The organism is Pseudomonas sp. R25(2017) (assembly GCF_002112565.1).
Classification (GTDB): Bacteria; Pseudomonadota; Gammaproteobacteria; order Pseudomonadales; family Pseudomonadaceae; genus Aquipseudomonas; species Aquipseudomonas ekonensis.
Genome location: NZ_NEHZ01000022.1, coordinates 115,185 through 133,088, shown reverse-complemented (window position 1 = coordinate 133,088; position 17,904 = coordinate 115,185). Strand labels below are relative to the sequence as shown.

Sequence of the window (17,904 nt, the reverse complement as noted above, 5' to 3'; positions counted from 1 at the left end):
GAGGAAGGGGCGAAATCTCCCACGGTCTGTACTGCGTCAACAGTCAGAATCCAGCCTAGTCCCTCCTCCTCCCTTCAAGTACCAGCATACAAGCCAGCCTGCTGGCGATGGGGCCCGATGGGTCAGCCGGCCAGTTCGGCCTCGCGCACCCGTGCCCAGTCCTCCACCAGCCGGGCCGGGGTGCAGCAGGTCTTGCGCTTGAGCACGAAGTTGCGGCATTTCTCGGCGAACTGGTTGCGGTTGTACAGCATGTCTTCCTGCATCTCTTGCAGCTCGGCCTCGCGGCAGCGGCGGATCAGTTCATGGTCGGTGCGCAGCTTGCGCTCGCGCACGGCGGCGTAGGTCGGGTCGGTCAGGGCGCCGTGGGCCCGTTGCAGCAGCCACAGGCCGAACTCGTCCGGGCAGCGCGGGCCGATCTCCTGCACCATGCCCAGTTGCTGGGCCTGGACGGCGCTGACCGGCAGGCAGGCCTGGGTCAGTCGCTCGGCCATGGCCGGGCCGACGGCGCGGGGCAGGCTGTAGGTCCAGTATTCCGAGCCGTACAGGCCCATGCTCTTGTAGTGCGGGTTGAGCACGATGTCGGCGCGGGCGAACACGATGTCGGCGGCCAGCGCCAGCATCACACCGCCGGCGCCGGCGTTGCCGGTCACACCGCTGACCACCAGTTGCCGCGCATCGAGCAGTTCGGCGCAGACGTCGTCGATGGCCTGGATGTTCGCCCAGGCTTCGGCCCCCGGATCCTGCGCGGCCTGGATCACGTTCAGGTGCACGCCGTTGGAGAAACTGCCGCGACCGCCCCTGATCAGCAACACCTGGGTGTCGCGGGACTTGGCCCAGCGCAGCGCCCGGACCATGCGCCCGCACTGTTCGGTGCTCATGGCGCCGTTGTAGAACTCGAACGTCAGTTCGCCGACCTTGCCGGACTCGCGGTAGCGGATCGGTTGGTACGCCTCGTCGCTGAACGGCGCGTCGGCGATCGACCAGTCGAGCACCGGCACCTTCGCCAGTTGCCCCGCCAGCACATGCCGCGCCGGCCGCTTGAAGGTCTCCTCGCCCGGTTGCGGCTTGAGCCGCAGCGAGCCGATCCACAGGCTCTGGTCGCCGGTGGCCACCAGCACGGCGTCGTCATGCACCGCCAGAATCTCGCCGGGACGGCCGGTGCGGCTGTCCAGGTGGGCGTCGTACACGTAGTACTGACCGCCGGCCAGGCTGGCCAGCACGCCGGGCTGGCCGTCGGCGGCATCGATGCAGCGTTTGATGAACCGCGCGCAGTCGTGCCAGCTGAACGTGCGGTCGGCCTGTTTCATGTTCGGTTGCAGGCTGCCGCGCACTTTGGGGTCGTTGTAGTCCAGCGGCACCGGCTCGAACCCGGCGATGAACTTCTCCACCACCTCGCGGATGCAGCGGATCGCCGCATCGCTGACCCGGCCGTTGTACAGCTCGGACTTGCGCAGGCCCGCCGGCAGGTTGAATTCGCAGGTGGCCCAGACGGGACCGGCGTCCATTTCCTCCACCGCTTGCAGGGCGGTGACGCCCCAGGTCTGCAGCTCATTGGTGATGGCCCAATCCAGGGCACTGGCGCCGCGGTCGCCGACGATGCCGGGGTGGATGATCACCACGGGGCGTTGCGCATCGCTCCACAGCGACTGCGGCACGCGGTCTTTCAGGAACGGGCAGATCACCAGGTCCGCGCCGCTGTTTTCGATCTGTTCGCACACGGAGGCTTCGTCGGTGAACAGCACCACGCTCGGCGAATGGCCGGCCTGGCGCAGTTCCAGCCAGGCCCGTTGGGTCAGGCCGTTGAACGCCGACGACAGCAGAATGATGTTGAGTGATCGCATGGTTGCTCTTCCTTGAATGGGTCGGCCGCGGGCTCCCGATGAGCCGTCCGTGGCTGTCGATGGAGGCGCAAGGTTAGAGACTGGCGTGGCGGGCGCCAGTGACCGAAGTCAACGTTCTGTGAGGGGAGGTTTCCGTGGCGACGAACTGCCTTATTCTCAATAGTTTTAGGATCCTGATTTTTTATTACTTCAAATGTCTCCAGCGCTATTGCACAGTCGCTCCCCTGATCACCGCCGGACGATGCCGGCAGAACCAAGGATTTTCGCAGCGGGTGGAGCCCGTTTCAGGGAGCAAGGCATGGGTGGCAGTCTCAACCCGCATCACCAGGCCGTGGGCCGGATGTTCCAACAGGATTACCGCTGGCTGTGCACGGCGGTGGACCGCACCCTCGGTTGCCCGCACAGTGCGCAGGACATCGCTTCGGAAACCTTCCTGCGGGTGCTGGCGCTGCCCGACCCGCTGGCCATCCGCGAGCCCCGCGCGCTGCTGACCACCATCGCCAGGCGGCTGGTGTATGACGGCTGGCGTCGACAGGATCTGGAGCGCGCCTACCTGCAAAGCCTGGCGCTGGCGCCGGAGCCGGTGCACCCGTCGCCGGAGGAGCGGGCACTGGTCATTGAGGCGCTGCTGGCGGTGGACCGCTTGCTCAACGGCCTGTCCGCCAAGGCCAAGGCGGCGTTTCTCTACCATCAGCTCGACGGCCTGACGTACAGCCAGATCGGCGAACGGCTGGGCGTGTCCACCAGCCGCGTGCAGCAATACATGATCGAGGCCTTCAAGCGCTGCTATCAGGCGATGCAGGCATGAGACCCGACGAGACCCTGATCGACGAGGCGGCGCAGTGGATGGCGCTGCTGCAGTCGGGCGACGTGAGCCTGCAGGAGCGTGCCGCCTTCGAGGCTTGGCGTGCGGCCGACCCCCGGCACGGTCAGATCATCGAACAGATGGGCGGCGGCCTGAACCTGCTGCGCAACCCCAACCTGCGCGGCATGCCCCGCGACAGCCTGCTGCACAGCCTCAATGCGCCGTCCAGCCGCCGACGGTTCGTCAGCGGCAGCCTGAGCGTGTTGGGCGTTGCGCTGCTGGCCGGGCTGTTGGGCCGGCGCTACGGCTGGCTGCCCGAAGCCGGGGAACTGGCGACCGGCACCGGTGAGCGGCGCGGGTTCACCCTCGCCGACGGCAGTGCACTGACCCTCAATGCCCGCAGCCGCGCGGTGCCGCGGTTCGACGCGGCCGAGCGCCGGCTGGCCCTGCGCAGCGGTGAGTTGCTGGTGGAGGTGGCCGCCCGCCAACCCCGGCCCTTTGTGGTCGAGACCGAGCACGGCCGCATGCGCGCCCTAGGCACGTCGTTCATGGTGCAGCGCACCGAGGAGGCGACGCGGCTGGTGATGCTGCATTCCCAGGTCGAAGTGGTCACCGCCGGCGGCGTCCGGCAGGGGGTGGAGGCGGGCGAGAGCCTGCTGTTCAACGACCGGGAAATCCTCGCCCTGGAGCGCAGCAAAGGCTATGAAACCGCCTGGGTGCAAGGCCGGCTGGAAGTGCGCGACCGTTCCTTGAGCGAGGTCATCGACAGCCTGCGCGGCTACCGGCGCGGCGTCCTGAGCCTGAGTCCGGAGGTGGCCGGGCTGCGCCTCAGCGGCCTGTACCCGCTGGACGACAGCGACCGCACCCTGCAGTTGCTCGAACGTTCCCTGCCGATCCGCGTGACCTGGCACAACCCGTACTGGGTCAGCATCGGCGCGCGGTTATAGCGCCATAACTTCCCGGTCTACCCAGCCCCTATAAAAACCGCCGGCCCGCTGCTCATTCCCTGCAGATGCCTTCAACAGGGAAGCCCTTCGATGTACTCATTCACACAACAATTGCCTCGACTGACGCTGGCCGCCGCCTTGGCGATGGGGATCGCGCCGTTGCCGGCCGTGTCCGCGGAAGCGGCCGCCCAGGTGTTCACCTTCGACATCGCCGCCGGCCCGCTCGATGAGGTGCTGCTGGACATCTCGCGCCAGTCCGGCGTGCCGATTTCCTTCAGCCAGAACCTGGTGCAGGGCAAGCGCAGCGGCGTCGTGCGCGGTGCGTTGGGCGGCCGTCAGGCCGTCGAGAAAGCGCTGCTGGGCAGCGGCCTGCAAGTGGAGCAGAGCGCGCAGGGACTGACGGTGCGAGAAGCCGACGGGCCGGTCGCCGCACCGGTCAAGGCAGTCTCTGCGGCGCCTGCCGCCAGCGCCGACTACCGCTTGGAGAAGGTCACGGTCACCGGCTCGCGGATCGCCCGGGCGCAGTCCGACGGCGCCACGCCGGTCAACGTCATCACCCACCAAGAGATGGAAGCGCGGGGCTACAAGAATGTCTACGACGCCCTGGCGACCCAGACGCAGAACACCGGCATGACCCAGGGCGAGGATTACGGCAACACCTGGCAACCGGCGGCCAGCGCCCTCAACCTGCGGGGCCTTGGGCCCAACCACACGCTGGTGCTGATCAACGGCCGGCGGGTGGCCGACTACCCGACGCCGTACGACGGCAAGGTCAACTTCACCAACCTTGCGAACATTCCGTCGGCGGTGATCGAACGCATCGAGATCCTCAGCAGCGGCGCGTCGGCGATCTACGGTTCCGATGCGATCGCCGGAGTGGTGAACATCATCCTCAAGGACAAGATCGACGGCGTCGACGTCAACCTCAAGGGCGGCACCAGCGAGCGCGGCGGCGGCGACAACCAACGCCTGCAGATCAGCGGCGGCGGCAGCTGGGGCGACTTCGACGGGCTGTTCGGCCTCGAACTGACGAACCGCGACCCGATCTGGGCCGACGACCGCGGCTTCATGCAGAGCGGGCCGCTGACGGATGTCGGCTATCGGCGCGACCTGGGCAGCGGCCGTTACCTGGGGCCGGGTTGCGGTGCCTATCAGGGCGTGTTCGACAACAAGCTGCTCAACAACGCCGGCCGTTGCCGCACCGACCAGATGTACAACGACTACTGGACGATCCAGACACAAAAGGAAAACTACGACGGCTACACCCGTGGCACCTGGCATTTCAGCGACAGCGGCCAGGTGTACGCCGACCTGATGTACGGGCTCGACCACATCCAGAACAACACCCGGGGCCCGACCTTCACCTCGCCGGACTTCATCAACCAGAACACCGGCAACCTGGAGCGCTGGTTCCGACGCTTCGGCGAGGAGGAGATCGGCGGGCGCACCAGCAACAACAGCAAATGGCGCGACACGTCCTGGACCGGCACCCTGGGCCTGTCGGACAAGATCGCCGACACCGGCTGGAACTATGAGCTGGCGGCCAACCGTTCCGAATACAAGAGCGTGCGCACCACCCGCTACACGCCGCGCGCGTCGATCCAGGACTTCTACCTGGGCCCGCAATTGGGCACCCAGGGTGGCTACCCGGTGTTCGCGCCGGACGCCTCGCGGCTCGACCGGCCGCTGACGCCCCAGGAATGGGAGCAGTTTCGCGGCAACCTGACCCAGAGCAGCAAGTCGGTGTCGACCAGCTACAACGCGTCGGTCAACGGCGAGCTGTTCGACCTGCCCGCCGGCCCCGTGGGGTTCGCCGGCGTGCTGGAGGCGGGCAAGCAGGAATACCGCATCGACCCGGACGACAGCCTCAACGACGGCAGCTTCTACAACACCACCCCGAGCCAGCGTTCCGGCGGCTCGCGCAAGCGCTATGCGGCGGGCGGCGAGTTCAGCATCCCGGTCACCGATACGGTGCTGGCGACGGCGGCGGGGCGCTGGGACCAATACAAGTTCAGCGGCCGCACCGAGCAGCAGAAGACCTACAACCTGGGGCTTGAGTGGCGCCCGGTCACCAGCCTGTTGCTGCGCGGCAGCTACGGCACCAGTTTCCGCGCGCCGGACCTGAACTACATCTACCAGTCCGACAGCAACGGCTACTACCCGGCGCAGATCGACTACTACGGGTGCAGCCAGGGCGTGGAGGGCGCCTGCGACCGCGGACGGGTCGACTACACCCAGAGCGGCACGGCGGACCTGGCGTCCGAGCGCGGCAAGTCGTGGACCTACGGGTTCGTCTGGTCGCCGTCGCGCAACTTCGATTTCTCCACGGACTTCTGGCGGGTGGAGATCGACGACCTGCTGACCACGGTGGACGAGAACCGTCTGCTGCAGGAAGAGAACGAATGCCGCAACGGCACCCAGGACATCAACTCGGCCAACTGCCAATCGACGCTGGCGCGGATCGACCGCAATCCGGGCAATGCGGCCGTCGACCCCAACCAGTTGAAGCGGGTGAGGGTGAACGCGATCAACGCCGCCAGTGAGCGGGTCAGCGGCCTGGACTTCAAGAGCAACATCCGCTGGGGCGCGGGGCAGTACGGCGCGTTCAGCTCGGCGCTGGGCTACACCCTGGTGCTGTCGCACTACTACAAGGAATCGGACGAGGCCCCGACCCAGGACTGGCGCACCTCGCGCACCAACTACGACTGGCGCAGCAAGGTCAACGCCAGTCTGACCTGGGACTACCAAAAGGCCACGGCGACGCTGATGGGCATCCGCTACGGCTCGGTCACCAACGGCGCGGGCGACGGCCGACTCTCGCCCTGGACCGTGTTCAACGCCAGCGCCCGCTACCGGCTCAACGACCGGGCGAGCGTGGGGCTGACCGTGAACAACCTGCTCAACCAGGTCAAGCACGACGACTCGGCGGGCTGGCCGTACTACCCGACCGGCAACTATGACCCGTATGGGCGGCAGTGGTGGCTGGATGTGAGTTATCACTTCGGTAGTTGACGGTGCTGAGGCAGGTGCTGGTGATGTCGGCAGTGCCGGCCTCATCGCTGGCAAGCCAGCTCCCACAGGTATTTCAGGTGTTTAAAGGATCCAGGTACACCACAAAAACCTGTGGGAGCCCAGGTGTTTACAGGATCTAGGTACACCACAAAACCTGTGGGAGCTGGCTTGCCAGCGATGACGGTGGATCAGGCAATAAAGATGTCGGCAGTGCTGGCCTCATCGCTTACAGGCAAGCTCCTACAGGTTTTTGTGGTGTACCTGGATTTTGCGGGCACCGGGGATCCCCTGTGGGAGCCAGCCTGCTGGCAATGGCGGTGGATCAGGCGCCATCGAAACCGGCATAACCTCATCACCCATCGGTCTAACCCGTCCCCTATAAAACCCCGCCGCCCATCACACATCCCTGCATAAACCAAAACGCAGGGATGGCTGTTCATGATCCAGTTTTCACCCGTCAAATCCCCTTTGAGCCTGGCCTTGCTGCTGGCGATCCACACGTTGCCGGCGGTGGCCGCCGACAGCGCGGAATCCGCACCGACACCGGTACTGCAACGGGTCGAAGTCACCGGCACGGCGATCCGCCGGGTCGATGCCGAAACCGCCGTGCCGGTCACGGTCCTGCGGGCCGAAACGTTGCGCGAGCAGGGCGTCACCACCACCGAGGAGCTGGTCAACCGCATCTCCGCCAACCAATCCTCGGTCGGCTCCGGACGTTCGGTGGGCTCCAGCAGCGGCGGGGCGTCCTATGCGGACTTGCGCGGCATCGGCCCGAACAAGACGCTGGTGCTGCTCAACGGCCGGCGCCTGAGCAACAACGCCACCAGTTCGATCAACGGTTCCGGCGTCGACCTCAACACGATTCCGTTCGCCGCCATCGACCGGGTGGAAGTGCTGCGCGACGGCGCGTCGGCGCTGTACGGCACCGACGCCATCGGCGGGGTGATCAACTTCATCACCAAGAGCAGCCTCACCGAAGGCCAGATCAGCACCAGCTACGAAACCCCCACCCACGCCGGCGGCGGAGAGAGCCGCAACGTCAGCGGCAGTTGGGGCTTCGGCGACCTGCAGGAAGACCGCTTCAACGTCTTCGGCGTGGTCAGCCACGACAAGCAGGAGCGCCTGGCCGCCAAGGACCGTAGCTACACCTACAACTACCAACCTGGCCGGGGACTCGATTACACCTCCGGCACCGCCTCGCCGGCCAACTGGAGCCAGGGCGGCAACGCCACCAACCCGTTGGCCGGTTCCGGCTGCAACGCGCCGGGGCTGCTGGCGCGCAACGGCATCTGCCGCCAAAGCCTGTGGAGCTACCTGGACCTGGTGCCGGAGACCGAAAAGACCTCGGCCTTCGCCAAGGCCACCGGCAAGCTGGCGGACGAGCACAACGTCAGCCTCGAATACTTCTGGGCGCGCAACGAGAACCGCACGCAGATCGGCCCCGGCACGCTGATGGGCAACCAGGTCAACCCCGGCACCGCGTTCTATCCGGGCAACGGCATCACGCCGGGGCCCACAGGCTTCGCCCTCGACCCGACCCAGGCGGTGGACGTCAACTGGCGCGAGACCGCCGTCGGTGCCCGCCGGCACGAGGACGACAACACCGGCCAGCGCCTGCTGCTGAGCTTCGACGGCAGCGTGGCCGGCTGGGACTACAACCTCGGCGCCTCGTACAACCAGAACAAGGTGGTCAACACCATCCGCAGCGGTTATGTGAACGACCGCGCCGTGAGCCAGGGCATCGCCGACGGCGTGATCAACCCGTTCGGCCCGCAGACCGCCGCCGGTGCCGCGTTGCTGGCGGCCAACGCGGTGGACGGCGACTACGGCACCGCCGTGGGACGGGTGAAGGCCATCGACGGGCGGGTCAGCCGCGAGATCGGCGACTGGTTCGGCGCAGGCCCCTCGGCGTTGGCCCTGGGCGGCGAGTACCGCAAGGAAGATTTCCACCAGGACTTCGCCCCGTTCGCCGGCGACGTGCAGAGCCTGGGCGTCGACCCGAACGGCAGCGTGGCGGGCGACCGCAGCGTTTCGGCGCAGTACGCCGAGGTCAACGTGCCGGTGCTCGACAGCCTGGAACTGTCCGCCGCCGTGCGGCACGACAAGTACAGCGACTTCGGCAGCACCACCAACCCCAAGTATTCGTTCCGTTTCCAGCCGTTCAAGCAACTGGTGGTGCGCGGCGCCTACAGCGAAGGGTTCCGCGCGCCGTCGCTGTATGAGCTGTACAACCCGACCTTCACCTCGTTCACCAACGCCAATTACAACGACCCGCGCCTGTGCGCCGGCGGCACGCCGAGCAACGGCGGGATCGCCAACCGCGACTGCGCCCAGCAGTTCTTCCGCAGCTCCGGCGGCAACACCGAGCTGAACCCGGAAACCGCGCGCAACGTCACCCTGGGCTTCGTCTACCAGCCGCTCGACCGCCTGACCACGGGGCTGGACTTCTGGTGGATCGACATCGCCAACCAGATCGCCGAATTCCCGGAATCGGCCGTGTTCGAGAACCCGGAACTGTACCCGGACCGTTTGATCCGCAAGCCCGACGGCTCCATCGACCACGTCGTCACGGGCCTGGCCAACCTCGGCAAGATCAAGACCAACGGCGTCGACGTCAGCTTCGACTACCGCCTGCCGAGCACCCCGTTCGGCGAGTTCGGCATCGGGCTGCAAGGCACCTACGTCAGCCGCTACGACTACCAGCAGCAGCTCAAGGGCGACTACATCGACAAGCTCGGCGACTTTCGCGGCGGCGATTTCGCCTCGGCCGGCGCCGTGGCTCGCTGGCGCCACAGCCTGACCGGCACGTGGAGCTACGGCCCGTTCGGCGCCAGCCTGACCAACCGCTACACCAGCGGCTACCACGACTCGGACCGCGAGGCCCACGACTACGTCGGTTCGTACAACGTGTGGGACCTGGCCGGCACCTACACCTGGCGCAAGACCCTGGGCGTGACTCTGGGGGTGAAGAACCTGTTCGACCGCGAGCCGCCGTTCAGCAACCAGACCTACACGTTCCAGAGCGGGTACGACCCCAAGTACGGCGACCCGTTCGGGCGCACGCTGTACACGCGGCTCAGCTACAGGTTTTGAGAATGACAGGAGAGGGCGGGTTTTAGTGACGATTCGATCTAAGGCCTGCCCTATAAAAAATGCCTGCCTGTTGCACATCACAGGCAGGTGGGATTTGCGGTGGCTGTTCGGGCCCCATCGCGGGCAAGCCCGCTCCCACAGTGTTTTGTGATGACCAAAGATTCAGTCGTCACCCGATACCTGTGGAAGCGGGCTTGCCCGCGATGGGGCCGGGACAGCCGACCCGCCGACAAGGATCTGCCCCATGCTTTCCAGACACCGCCTCCTGGCGTTCGGCCTGCTGCTGAGTCCCGTGACCTGGGCCGCCCCGCAGCACGCCCTCACGGTCTACGGCGAACCGCCCAAGTACGCACCGGACTTCCAGCACCTGGCCTACGCCAACCCCGACGCGCCCAAGGGCGGCTCGTTGCGCCGCTCTTCGCTGGAGAGCGGTCCGTTCGACCACCTCGTGCCCTATGTCGACAAGGGCACCGGCGTCGCCGACATCGACGGCTGGCTGTACGCGCCGCTGGCCTACCGCAGCAAGGACGAACCCTACAGCGTCTACGGCCTGGTGGCGCAGCGCATGGAGCTGGACGCCGACCGCCGCTGGCTGCGCTTCTACCTCAACCCCAAGGCCCGTTTCGACGACGGCAGCCCGATCACCGCCGAGGACGTGCGCTACACCTACGAGCTGTTCACCACCCAGGGCAGCCTTAAGTACCGCCAGCAGTTCCGTGACGTCGCCGAGGTCGTGGTCGAGTCCCCGACCCAGGTGCGGTTCGTGTTCCGCAACAACGAAAGCCGCACCTTGCCGCTGGATCTGGCGACGTTGCCGGTGCTGCCGGAGCACTGGTGGCGCACCCGCGACTTCGCCGACGGCGGCGGTTTCGAGATTCCGCCGGGCAGCGGCCCGTACCGGGTCAGCGCGGTGGATGCCGGGCGCAGCGTGACGTTCGAGCGGGTCAAGGATTGGTGGGGCCAGGACTTGCCGATCACCCGCGGGCTCTACAATTTCGACCGGCTGAGCGTGGAGTTCTTCGCCGACACCGACGTGTCGCGCCAGGTGCTCAAGGCCGGCGGCTTCGACTACAACCGCGAGTTCTCGGCCACCAGCTACACCATCGGCTATGCCGGCGCTGCGCTGGATCAGGGCAGGCTGTTGCGCGAACACTTGGCGCCGGGCGCCGCCCAAGGCACCCAGGGTTTTGTGTTCAACCTGCAGAAGCCGGTGTTCCAGGATCGCCGCGTGCGCCAGGCCATCGCCATGCTCTGGGACTTCGAATGGAGCAACCGGCAGATGATGCGCAGCCTGTACCTGCGCCAGCGCAGTTTCTTTTCCCACAGCGCGTTGTCGGCCACGGAGCTGCCGGACGCCGAAGAGCTGAGGCTCCTCGAACCCTGGCGCGGCAAGATCCCCGACGAGGTCTTCACCCAGGTGTTCCAAGCCCCGCGCACCGACGGCAGCGGCAACGTCCGCGCCCAGCAGCTGCAGGCCCTGAAACTGCTGGAGGCCGCCGGTTGGACACCCCGCGGCGACCAACTGGTGAACGCCGCCGGCGAACCGCTGCGCTTCACCTTCCTCAACGGCCAGAAGGGCTTCGAGCGGCTGCTGCTGCCGTTCAAGCGCAACCTGGCGCAGATCGGCATCGGCTTCGACATCCGCCAGGTGGACACCGCGCAATACACCAACCGCGTGCGCAGCCGCGACTACGACATGATCGTCGCCGGCTACCCGGTGAGCCAGGCGCCGGGCCGGGAGATGTTCAACTACTTCGGCTCCGACGGCGCCGACGACCCCGGCTCCAACAACTACATGGTGCTGCGCGACCCGGCGGTGGATGCGCTGCTCGAAGGCGTGGTGCAGGCCGACAGCCGCGCCAGCCTGCTGCGTCACGCCCATGCGCTGGACCGGGTGCTGCAGTGGGGCTACTACTGGATCCCCAACTATTACCCGCCGGGGATCTCCACGGTGTGGTGGAACCGTTTCGGCCGCCCGGCGGTGGCGCCGCTGTACGACGCCGGCCTCGACACCTGGTGGGAAATCAGCCCGACCGCGCTGACCGCCGCGCAAATGCAGCAACAGCAAAAGGAGTACGCCCATGTGGGGTTATAGCCTGCGGCGCCTGCTGCTGATCGTGCCGACCTTGCTGGCGATCCTGCTGGTCAACTTCGTCATCGTGCAGGCCGCGCCCGGCGGCCCGGTGGAGCAGGCCATCGCCCGCTTGCAGGGGATCGGCGCAGGCAACGCGGTGGGGGGCGGCCATGTGGAGACCGTCGGCGGCGAATCCCGCGCCACCCGTGGGCTCGACCCGAAACTGGTGGCGGACATCGAGCGCCAGTACGGTTTCGACAAGCCCGCCGGCGAACGCCTGTGGCTGATGCTCAAAAGCTACGCGCAGCTGGATTTCGGCAAGAGTTTCTTCCGTGGCGCGACGGTGACGGAGCTGATCCGGCAGAAGTTGCCGGTGACCCTTTCCCTCGGCCTGTGGGCGACGCTGATCACCTACCTGGTCTCGATCCCGCTGGGCATCCGTAAGGCCGTGCACAACGGTTCGGCGTTCGATGCCTGGAGCAGCGTGGCGATCATCGTCGGCTATGCGATGCCGGGGTTCCTGTTTGCCCTGCTGCTGATCGTGGTGTTCGCCGGCGGCACGGCGCTGGACTGGTTCCCGGTGCGCGGGCTGGTCTCGGACAACTTCGCCGGGCTGACGCCGTGGGGCAAGGTCGCCGACTACTTCTGGCATCTGGTGCTGCCGGTGACGGCCCTGGTGATCGGTGGCTTCGCCACGCTGACGATCCTGACCAAGAACAGCTTCCTCAACGAAATCTCACGGCTGTACGTGGTCACCGCACGCGCCAAGGGCCTGAGCGAGCGCCAAGTGCTGTACGGCCATGTGTTTCGCAATGCGATGCTGCTGGTGGTGGCCGGGCTGCCCCAGGCGCTGGTGACGGTGTTCTTCGGCGGTTCGCTGCTGATCGAGGTGATCTTCTCCCTCGACGGGCTCGGGCGCCTGAGCTACGAAGCGGCGGTGTCCAGGGACTATCCGGTGGTGTTCGGTTCGCTGTTCATCTTCACCCTGTTCGGCCTGCTGATAAAACTGGCGGGCGACCTGTGCTACACGCTGGTCGACCCACGCATCGACTTCAACGCGAGGGCCGCCTGATGCTGACGCTATCTCCCATCGGACAGCGCCGCTGGGCGCGGTTCAAGGCCCACCGGCGCGGCTGGTGGTCGCTGTGGCTGTTTCTGGCGCTGTTCGGCCTGAGCCTGGGCGGCGAGCTGATCGCCAACGACAAGCCGCTGGCGGTGTCGTTTCAGGGGCGCTGGTTTTTCCCCGCGTTCGAGCGCTACACCGAACAGGACTTCGGCGGCGAGCTGCCGTTCCAGCCCGACTACCGCAGCGCCCAGGTGCGCAGCCTGATCGAGGGGCAGGGCGGGCGCCTGTGGTTTGCGCCGATCCCGTTCGGTTTCGACACGGTCAACTACGACCTCACCGAACCTGCGCCGAGCCCGCCGACCACGGACAACTGGCTGGGCACCGACGACCAGGCGCGGGACGTGCTGGCCCGGATGATCTTCGGCACGCGGGTTTCGCTGCTGTTCGCGCTGGCGCTGACAGCGGCCAGCGCGCTGATCGGCATCGCCGCCGGCGCCCTGCAGGGCTACTACGGCGGCTGGACCGACCTGTTCGGGCAGCGGCTGCTGGAGGTCTGGTCGGGGCTGCCGGTGCTGTACCTGCTGATCATCCTGTCCGGGTTCGTCGAGCCCAACTTCTGGTGGCTGCTGGGGATCATGGCGCTGTTCTCCTGGCTCAGCCTGGTGGACGTGGTGCGCGCCGAGTTTCTGCGCAGCCGGGGGCTGGAATACGTGAAGGCGGCGCGGGCGCTGGGCGTGGGCGACGGCCAGGTGATGCTGCGGCACATCCTGCCCAACGCCATGAGCGCGACCCTGACCTACCTGCCGTTCATCCTCACCGGGGCCGTCGCCACCTTGTCGGCGCTGGATTTCCTCGGTTTCGGCATGCCGGCCGGCAGCGCGTCGCTGGGCGAGCTGATCGGGCAAGGCAAAAACAACCTGCAGGCGCCCTGGCTGGGGCTGACGGCGTTCTTCGCGTTGGCCCTGATCCTGTCGCTGCTGGTGTTCATCGGCGAGGCCTGCCGCGATGCGTTCGACCCGCGATCATGAATCAAGGAGCTGACATGGGTGACAACCTGATTGAAATGCGCGGCCTGCGGGTGGCGTTCAACGGCCAGGAGGTGGTGCACGGCATCGACCTCGACATCCGTCCGGGGGAGTGCCTGGCGCTGGTGGGCGAGTCGGGTTCCGGCAAGTCGGTGACCGCCCACAGCATCCTGCAATTGCTGGATCCGGCGGCCACACAGGTGCGCGGCAGCATCCGCTATCAAGGCGAGGAACTGCTCGGCGTTCATGAGCGCTATCTGCGCCAGTTGCGCGGCAACCGCATCGCCATGATCTTCCAGGAGCCGATGAGCTCGCTCAATCCGCTGCACACCGTCGAGCGGCAACTGGGCGAGAGCCTGGCGCTGCACAAGGGGCTGGCGGGGGCGGCGGCGCGGCGGCGGATCGTGGAGTTGCTGGAACTGGTGGGCATCCAGCACCCGCGTGAACGCTTGAAGGCCTATCCGCACCAACTGTCCGGCGGGCAGCGGCAACGGGTGATGATCGCCATGGCGCTGGCCTGCGAGCCGCAGTTGCTGATCGCCGACGAGCCGACCACCGCGCTGGATGTCACGGTGCAGCGCAAGATCCTCCTGCTGCTCAAGGCGCTGCAAAAGCGGTTGGGCATGGCGCTGCTGATCATCAGCCACGACCTGAACCTGGTGCGCAACCTGGCCCAGCGGGTGGCGGTGATGCGCAGCGGCGTGATCGTCGAGCAGGCTCTCTGCGAGCAGTTGTTCCGGACGCCGCAGCATCCCTACAGCGTCGAACTGCTCAACGCCGAACCCGGCGGCGCGGCGCTGTGCCGGGACTCGACGGAGGACCTGCTGCAGGTACGGGACCTGAACGTGCGTTTCAGGCTCGGCGGCGGGTGGCTGCGGCCCACGTCGTACCTGCACGCGGTCAACGGCATCGATCTGCGCCTGCAACGGGGCAAGACCCTGGGCATCGTCGGCGAATCCGGCTCGGGCAAATCCACCCTGGGCCAGGCGATCCTGCGCCTGATCGACGCCGAGGGCACCATCCGTTTCGAGGGCGAGGCCTTGGAGGCCTTGAGCGGCAAACGGCTGCGGCCCTTGCGCAAGCGCCTGCAAGTGGTGTTTCAGGATCCGTTCGGCAGCCTCAGCCCGCGCCTGTGCGTGGCGCAGATCATCGCCGAGGGCCTGTCGGTGCACACCGCCATGAACGCGCGCGAGCGCGAGCGGGCGGTGATCGAGGTGCTGCGGGAAGTCGGTCTGGACCCGGCCGTGCGTCATCGCTATCCCCACGAGTTCTCCGGCGGGCAGCGCCAGCGCATCGCGATCGCCAGGGCGCTGGTGCTCAAGCCGGACCTGATCCTGCTGGACGAACCGACCTCGGCGCTGGATCGCACGGTGCAGAAGCAGATCGTCACGCTGCTGCGGCGCTTGCAGGAGGAACATGGGCTGACCTACCTGTTCATCAGCCACGACCTGGCGGTGGTGCGGGCGCTGGCCCATGACCTGATCGTGATGAAGGACGGCAAGGTGGTGGAGCGGGGGGAGACCGCCGAGCTGTTTCGCTCGGCGCGGCATGCGTATACGCAGGAATTGCTGGCGGCGTCGTTTGCCTGAGCCCGAAAGCACGAATCCCGCCACAGGGGCGGGATTCGAGGGTCGTCCGACAGGTTCCGCGCTTGCGGAACCACGGTCTTACGCCGGGAACAGCTCGGACAGTTTCATCGACAGCATCATGTCGCCTTCAACGCGCAGCTTGCCGCCCATGAAGGCCTGCATGCCGTCGGTCTCGCCGGAAACGATGCCTTTGAGGGTGTCGCTGTCCAGCACCAGGGTGCAGTTGGCGTCGGCGTTTTCGCCTTCCTGGATTTCGCAGGTGCCATCCTTGACGATCAGCGCGTAGTGCTTGTCTTCGTCAGTGATGTTGAAACCGAAGACCAGATCCAGACCGGCGGCAGCGGCTGGGTTGAACTTGGCTTTCATTGCTTCGACAGCTTTTGCTACATCGCTCATGGTGTGTTCCTTGATCAAGTGATTTCAGTGACCGCGCAGGTCACGACGAACCGGCGCTCATCGGAAGGTGATGAGATCCGGAGCCTTCAACAGTTGCAGGTGCGCATGGTTGTTGAAGGAAGCCAACGCCACCTCTCGACCGCGGAACTTCAGCTGGTTGAGCGAGGTGTTGACGATTTGCCAGTTCAACTCAAAGGCCTGTTTCGCAGGCATTTGCGTAATGAGGTGGAGCAGGGCGGTGATGGTGCCGCCGGAGGTGAACACGGCGATCTTCTGCGTGCTGTCCGCCTGTTCGAGGATCCGCTGCAGGCCGGCCTGTACCCGGTCGACGAACGCCAGCCAGCTTTCCAGGCCCGGGGTGTCGTAGGTGCCGGTCAGCCAGCGTTCGATGATCAGCGCGAAGATGCGCTGGAACTCGCCGCGGTTCTGCGCGGCGTTGCGCAGGATGTCCAACGCCTCGGGCTCCTCCGGCAGCATGGCCGGGAGCAGGGCGCGGATCACCGCGTCGGCGTCGAATTCGTTGAAGGCGGGGTCGATTTCCAGCGTCGGCACCGGCAGGCCGACGGCGGCGAACTGTTCCAGCGCGCTGTTGGCCGTGTGCTGCTGGCGGCGCAGGTCGCCGGACAGGCAGCGGTCGAAACTGACGCCCAGCCCGGCGAGGTGCCGGCCGAGGATTTCTGCCTGGCGCACACCGGTCGGCGACAGGACGTCGTAGTCGTCTGCGCCGAAGGAGGCCTGGCCATGTCGAATCAGATAGATGCTGCCCACGTCCGCTGTCATCCCGGCACGTTGAAGGTTGTGGCGAGGTTATGAGGATGATCGGGTGCTGTCAATGAAAAAACATACGCTTGTTTGAAATGCCCGTTACAGCCCTGTTGCCAGAGGTTTCACCGCTGGCTGTCAGGGCGGTGCATGGGTATGCTGAAGCCATCCCGCGCGCGTCCGTTTGAAGCCGCGCCTTGTTTTAAGGAGCCTCCGTGGAGTTTTTCACCGAATACGCCAGCTTCCTGGCCAAGACCGTGACCCTGGTGGTCGCCATTCTGGTGGTGCTGGCCAGTTTCGCCGCATTGCGCAGCAAGGGGCGGCGCAAGTCGGCCGGCCAGCTGCAGGTCAGCAAGCTCAATGATTTCTATAAAGGGCTGCGCGAGCGCCTGGAGCAGACCCTGCTCGACAAGGATCAGCTCAAGGCCCTGCGCAAGGGCCAGGCCAAGGCCGAGAAGAAGCGGAAGAAGCAGCACGAGACCAAGCCCCGGGTGTTCGTGCTGGACTTCGACGGTGACATCAAGGCGTCGGCCACCGAGAGCCTGCGTCACGAAATCACCGCGTTGCTGACCCTGGCCACGCCGAAGGACGAAGTGGTGCTGCGCCTTGAGAGCGGCGGCGGCATGGTGCACAGCTACGGGTTGGCGTCGTCGCAGCTGGCGCGCATCCGCGAGGCCGGCATTCCGCTGACGGTGTGCATCGACAAGGTCGCCGCCAGCGGCGGCTACATGATGGCGTGCATTGGCCAGAAGGTGATCAGCGCGCCGTTCGCGATCCTCGGCTCCATCGGTGTGGTCGCGCAGTTGCCGAACGTCAACCGCCTGCTGAAGAAGCACGATATCGACTTCGAGGTGCTGACCGCCGGCGAGTACAAGCGCACGCTGACGGTGTTCGGCGAAAACACCGAGAAAGGCCGGGAGAAGTTCCAGCAGGATCTGGACATCACCCATCAACTGTTCAAGAACTTCGTGGCCCGCTACCGTCCGCAACTGGCCATCGACGAGGTGGCCACCGGCGAGATCTGGCTGGGCGTCGCCGCGCTGGACAAGCAACTGGTGGACGAACTCAAGACCAGCGACGAGTACCTGGCCGAGCGGGCCAGGCAATCGGAGCTGTATCACCTGCACTACGCCGAACGCAAAAGCCTGCAGGAACGCATCGGCATGGCGGCCAGCGGTTCGGTGGACCGTGTGCTGCTGAACTGGTGGAGCCGCTTGACCCAGCAACGGTTCTGGTGAGTCCCGTCAGGCGCCTTGTCCGCATCGTCGCAGACAGGGCGCCAGACACATTCAAG

The 17,904-nt window shown here is 66.3% G+C and carries 12 protein-coding genes; 9 read left to right on the top strand and 3 right to left on the bottom strand.

All coding sequences use genetic code 11. The annotated features are described in order from the left end of the window. Window positions 1-122 precede the first annotated feature (122 nt). On the bottom strand, window positions 123-1,841 hold the full coding sequence (locus tag CAG31_RS24885) for a hydrogenase maturation protein (RefSeq protein ID WP_085586200.1): 1,719 nt from the start codon (window positions 1,839-1,841) through the stop codon (window positions 123-125). 298 nt (window positions 1,842-2,139) lie between these two features. Here CAG31_RS24885 and CAG31_RS24880 point away from each other — a divergent pair, with 298 nt between their 5' ends. The 8 genes from CAG31_RS24880 (at window position 2,140) to CAG31_RS24845 (ending at window position 15,452) form a co-directional block, all read left to right on the top strand. Then, window positions 2,140-2,649 (top strand): sigma-70 family RNA polymerase sigma factor, encoded by a 510-nt coding sequence (locus tag CAG31_RS24880; protein WP_085586198.1) that lies wholly within the window; start codon window positions 2,140-2,142, stop codon window positions 2,647-2,649. Next, a complete protein-coding gene (locus CAG31_RS24875) occupies window positions 2,646-3,593 on the top strand; it encodes a FecR domain-containing protein (protein WP_085586196.1) in 948 nt (315 codons plus the stop codon). Before CAG31_RS24880 ends, CAG31_RS24875 begins: the two co-directional genes overlap by 4 nt. A gap of 90 nt (window positions 3,594-3,683) precedes the next feature. Further along, complete coding sequence (locus tag CAG31_RS24870) at window positions 3,684-6,605, top strand: TonB-dependent receptor (RefSeq protein WP_085586194.1); 2,922 nt, start codon at window positions 3,684-3,686, stop codon at window positions 6,603-6,605. Between the two features lie 438 nt (window positions 6,606-7,043). Next, window positions 7,044-9,698 (top strand): TonB-dependent receptor, encoded by a 2,655-nt coding sequence (locus CAG31_RS24865; protein ID WP_085586192.1) that lies wholly within the window; start codon window positions 7,044-7,046, stop codon window positions 9,696-9,698. A gap of 244 nt (window positions 9,699-9,942) precedes the next feature. Continuing rightward, complete coding sequence (locus CAG31_RS24860; RefSeq protein ID WP_085586190.1) at window positions 9,943-11,793, top strand: extracellular solute-binding protein; 1,851 nt, start codon at window positions 9,943-9,945, stop codon at window positions 11,791-11,793. Then, on the top strand, window positions 11,780-12,844 hold the full coding sequence (locus CAG31_RS24855) for a microcin C ABC transporter permease YejB (RefSeq protein WP_085586188.1): 1,065 nt from the start codon (window positions 11,780-11,782) through the stop codon (window positions 12,842-12,844). Before CAG31_RS24860 ends, CAG31_RS24855 begins: the two co-directional genes overlap by 14 nt. Next, the gene (locus CAG31_RS24850; RefSeq protein ID WP_085586186.1) at window positions 12,844-13,866 is read left to right on the top strand and encodes an ABC transporter permease; all 1,023 of its coding nucleotides are present in this window, start codon (window positions 12,844-12,846) and stop codon (window positions 13,864-13,866) included. Before CAG31_RS24855 ends, CAG31_RS24850 begins: the two co-directional genes overlap by 1 nt. A gap of 14 nt (window positions 13,867-13,880) precedes the next feature. Beyond that, on the top strand, window positions 13,881-15,452 hold the full coding sequence (locus tag CAG31_RS24845; protein ID WP_085586184.1) for an ABC transporter ATP-binding protein: 1,572 nt from the start codon (window positions 13,881-13,883) through the stop codon (window positions 15,450-15,452). 78 nt (window positions 15,453-15,530) lie between these two features. Here CAG31_RS24845 and CAG31_RS24840 read toward each other — a convergent pair whose 3' ends face one another. Together CAG31_RS24840 and CAG31_RS24835 are read right to left on the bottom strand one after the other, a co-directional pair. Next, window positions 15,531-15,848 carry an SCP2 sterol-binding domain-containing protein gene (locus CAG31_RS24840; protein ID WP_045198572.1) on the bottom strand — a complete coding sequence of 106 codons (318 nt, stop codon included), beginning with the start codon at window positions 15,846-15,848 and terminating at the stop codon, window positions 15,531-15,533. Between the two features lie 57 nt (window positions 15,849-15,905). After that, on the bottom strand, window positions 15,906-16,616 hold the full coding sequence (locus CAG31_RS24835; RefSeq protein WP_085586182.1) for a histidine phosphatase family protein: 711 nt from the start codon (window positions 16,614-16,616) through the stop codon (window positions 15,906-15,908). 209 nt (window positions 16,617-16,825) lie between these two features. Here CAG31_RS24835 and sohB point away from each other — a divergent pair, with 209 nt between their 5' ends. Then, entirely contained in the window at window positions 16,826-17,848 is a 1,023-nt protein-coding gene (sohB, locus tag CAG31_RS24830; protein WP_085586180.1) for a protease SohB, read from the top strand. Window positions 17,849-17,904 lie beyond the last annotated feature (56 nt).

Bases quoted from the DNA above. Each gene is read 5' to 3' on its own strand.
- CAG31_RS24845 (WP_085586184.1), top strand. From the start codon at position 13,881: ATGGGTGACAACCTGATTGAAATGCGCGGCCTGCGGGTGGCGTTCAAC.
- CAG31_RS24870 (WP_085586194.1), top strand. From the start codon at position 3,684: ATGTACTCATTCACACAACAATTGCCTCGACTGACGCTGGCCGCCGCC.
- CAG31_RS24855 (WP_085586188.1), top strand. From the start codon at position 11,780: ATGTGGGGTTATAGCCTGCGGCGCCTGCTGCTGATCGTGCCGACCTTG.
- CAG31_RS24865 (WP_085586192.1), top strand. From the start codon at position 7,044: ATGATCCAGTTTTCACCCGTCAAATCCCCTTTGAGCCTGGCCTTGCTG.
- CAG31_RS24850 (WP_085586186.1), top strand. From the start codon at position 12,844: ATGCTGACGCTATCTCCCATCGGACAGCGCCGCTGGGCGCGGTTCAAG.
- CAG31_RS24840 (WP_045198572.1), bottom strand. From the start codon at position 15,848: ATGAGCGATGTAGCAAAAGCTGTCGAAGCAATGAAAGCCAAGTTCAAC.
- CAG31_RS24885 (WP_085586200.1), bottom strand. From the start codon at position 1,841: ATGCGATCACTCAACATCATTCTGCTGTCGTCGGCGTTCAACGGCCTG.
- CAG31_RS24880 (WP_085586198.1), top strand. From the start codon at position 2,140: ATGGGTGGCAGTCTCAACCCGCATCACCAGGCCGTGGGCCGGATGTTC.
- CAG31_RS24860 (WP_085586190.1), top strand. From the start codon at position 9,943: ATGCTTTCCAGACACCGCCTCCTGGCGTTCGGCCTGCTGCTGAGTCCC.
- CAG31_RS24875 (WP_085586196.1), top strand. From the start codon at position 2,646: ATGAGACCCGACGAGACCCTGATCGACGAGGCGGCGCAGTGGATGGCG.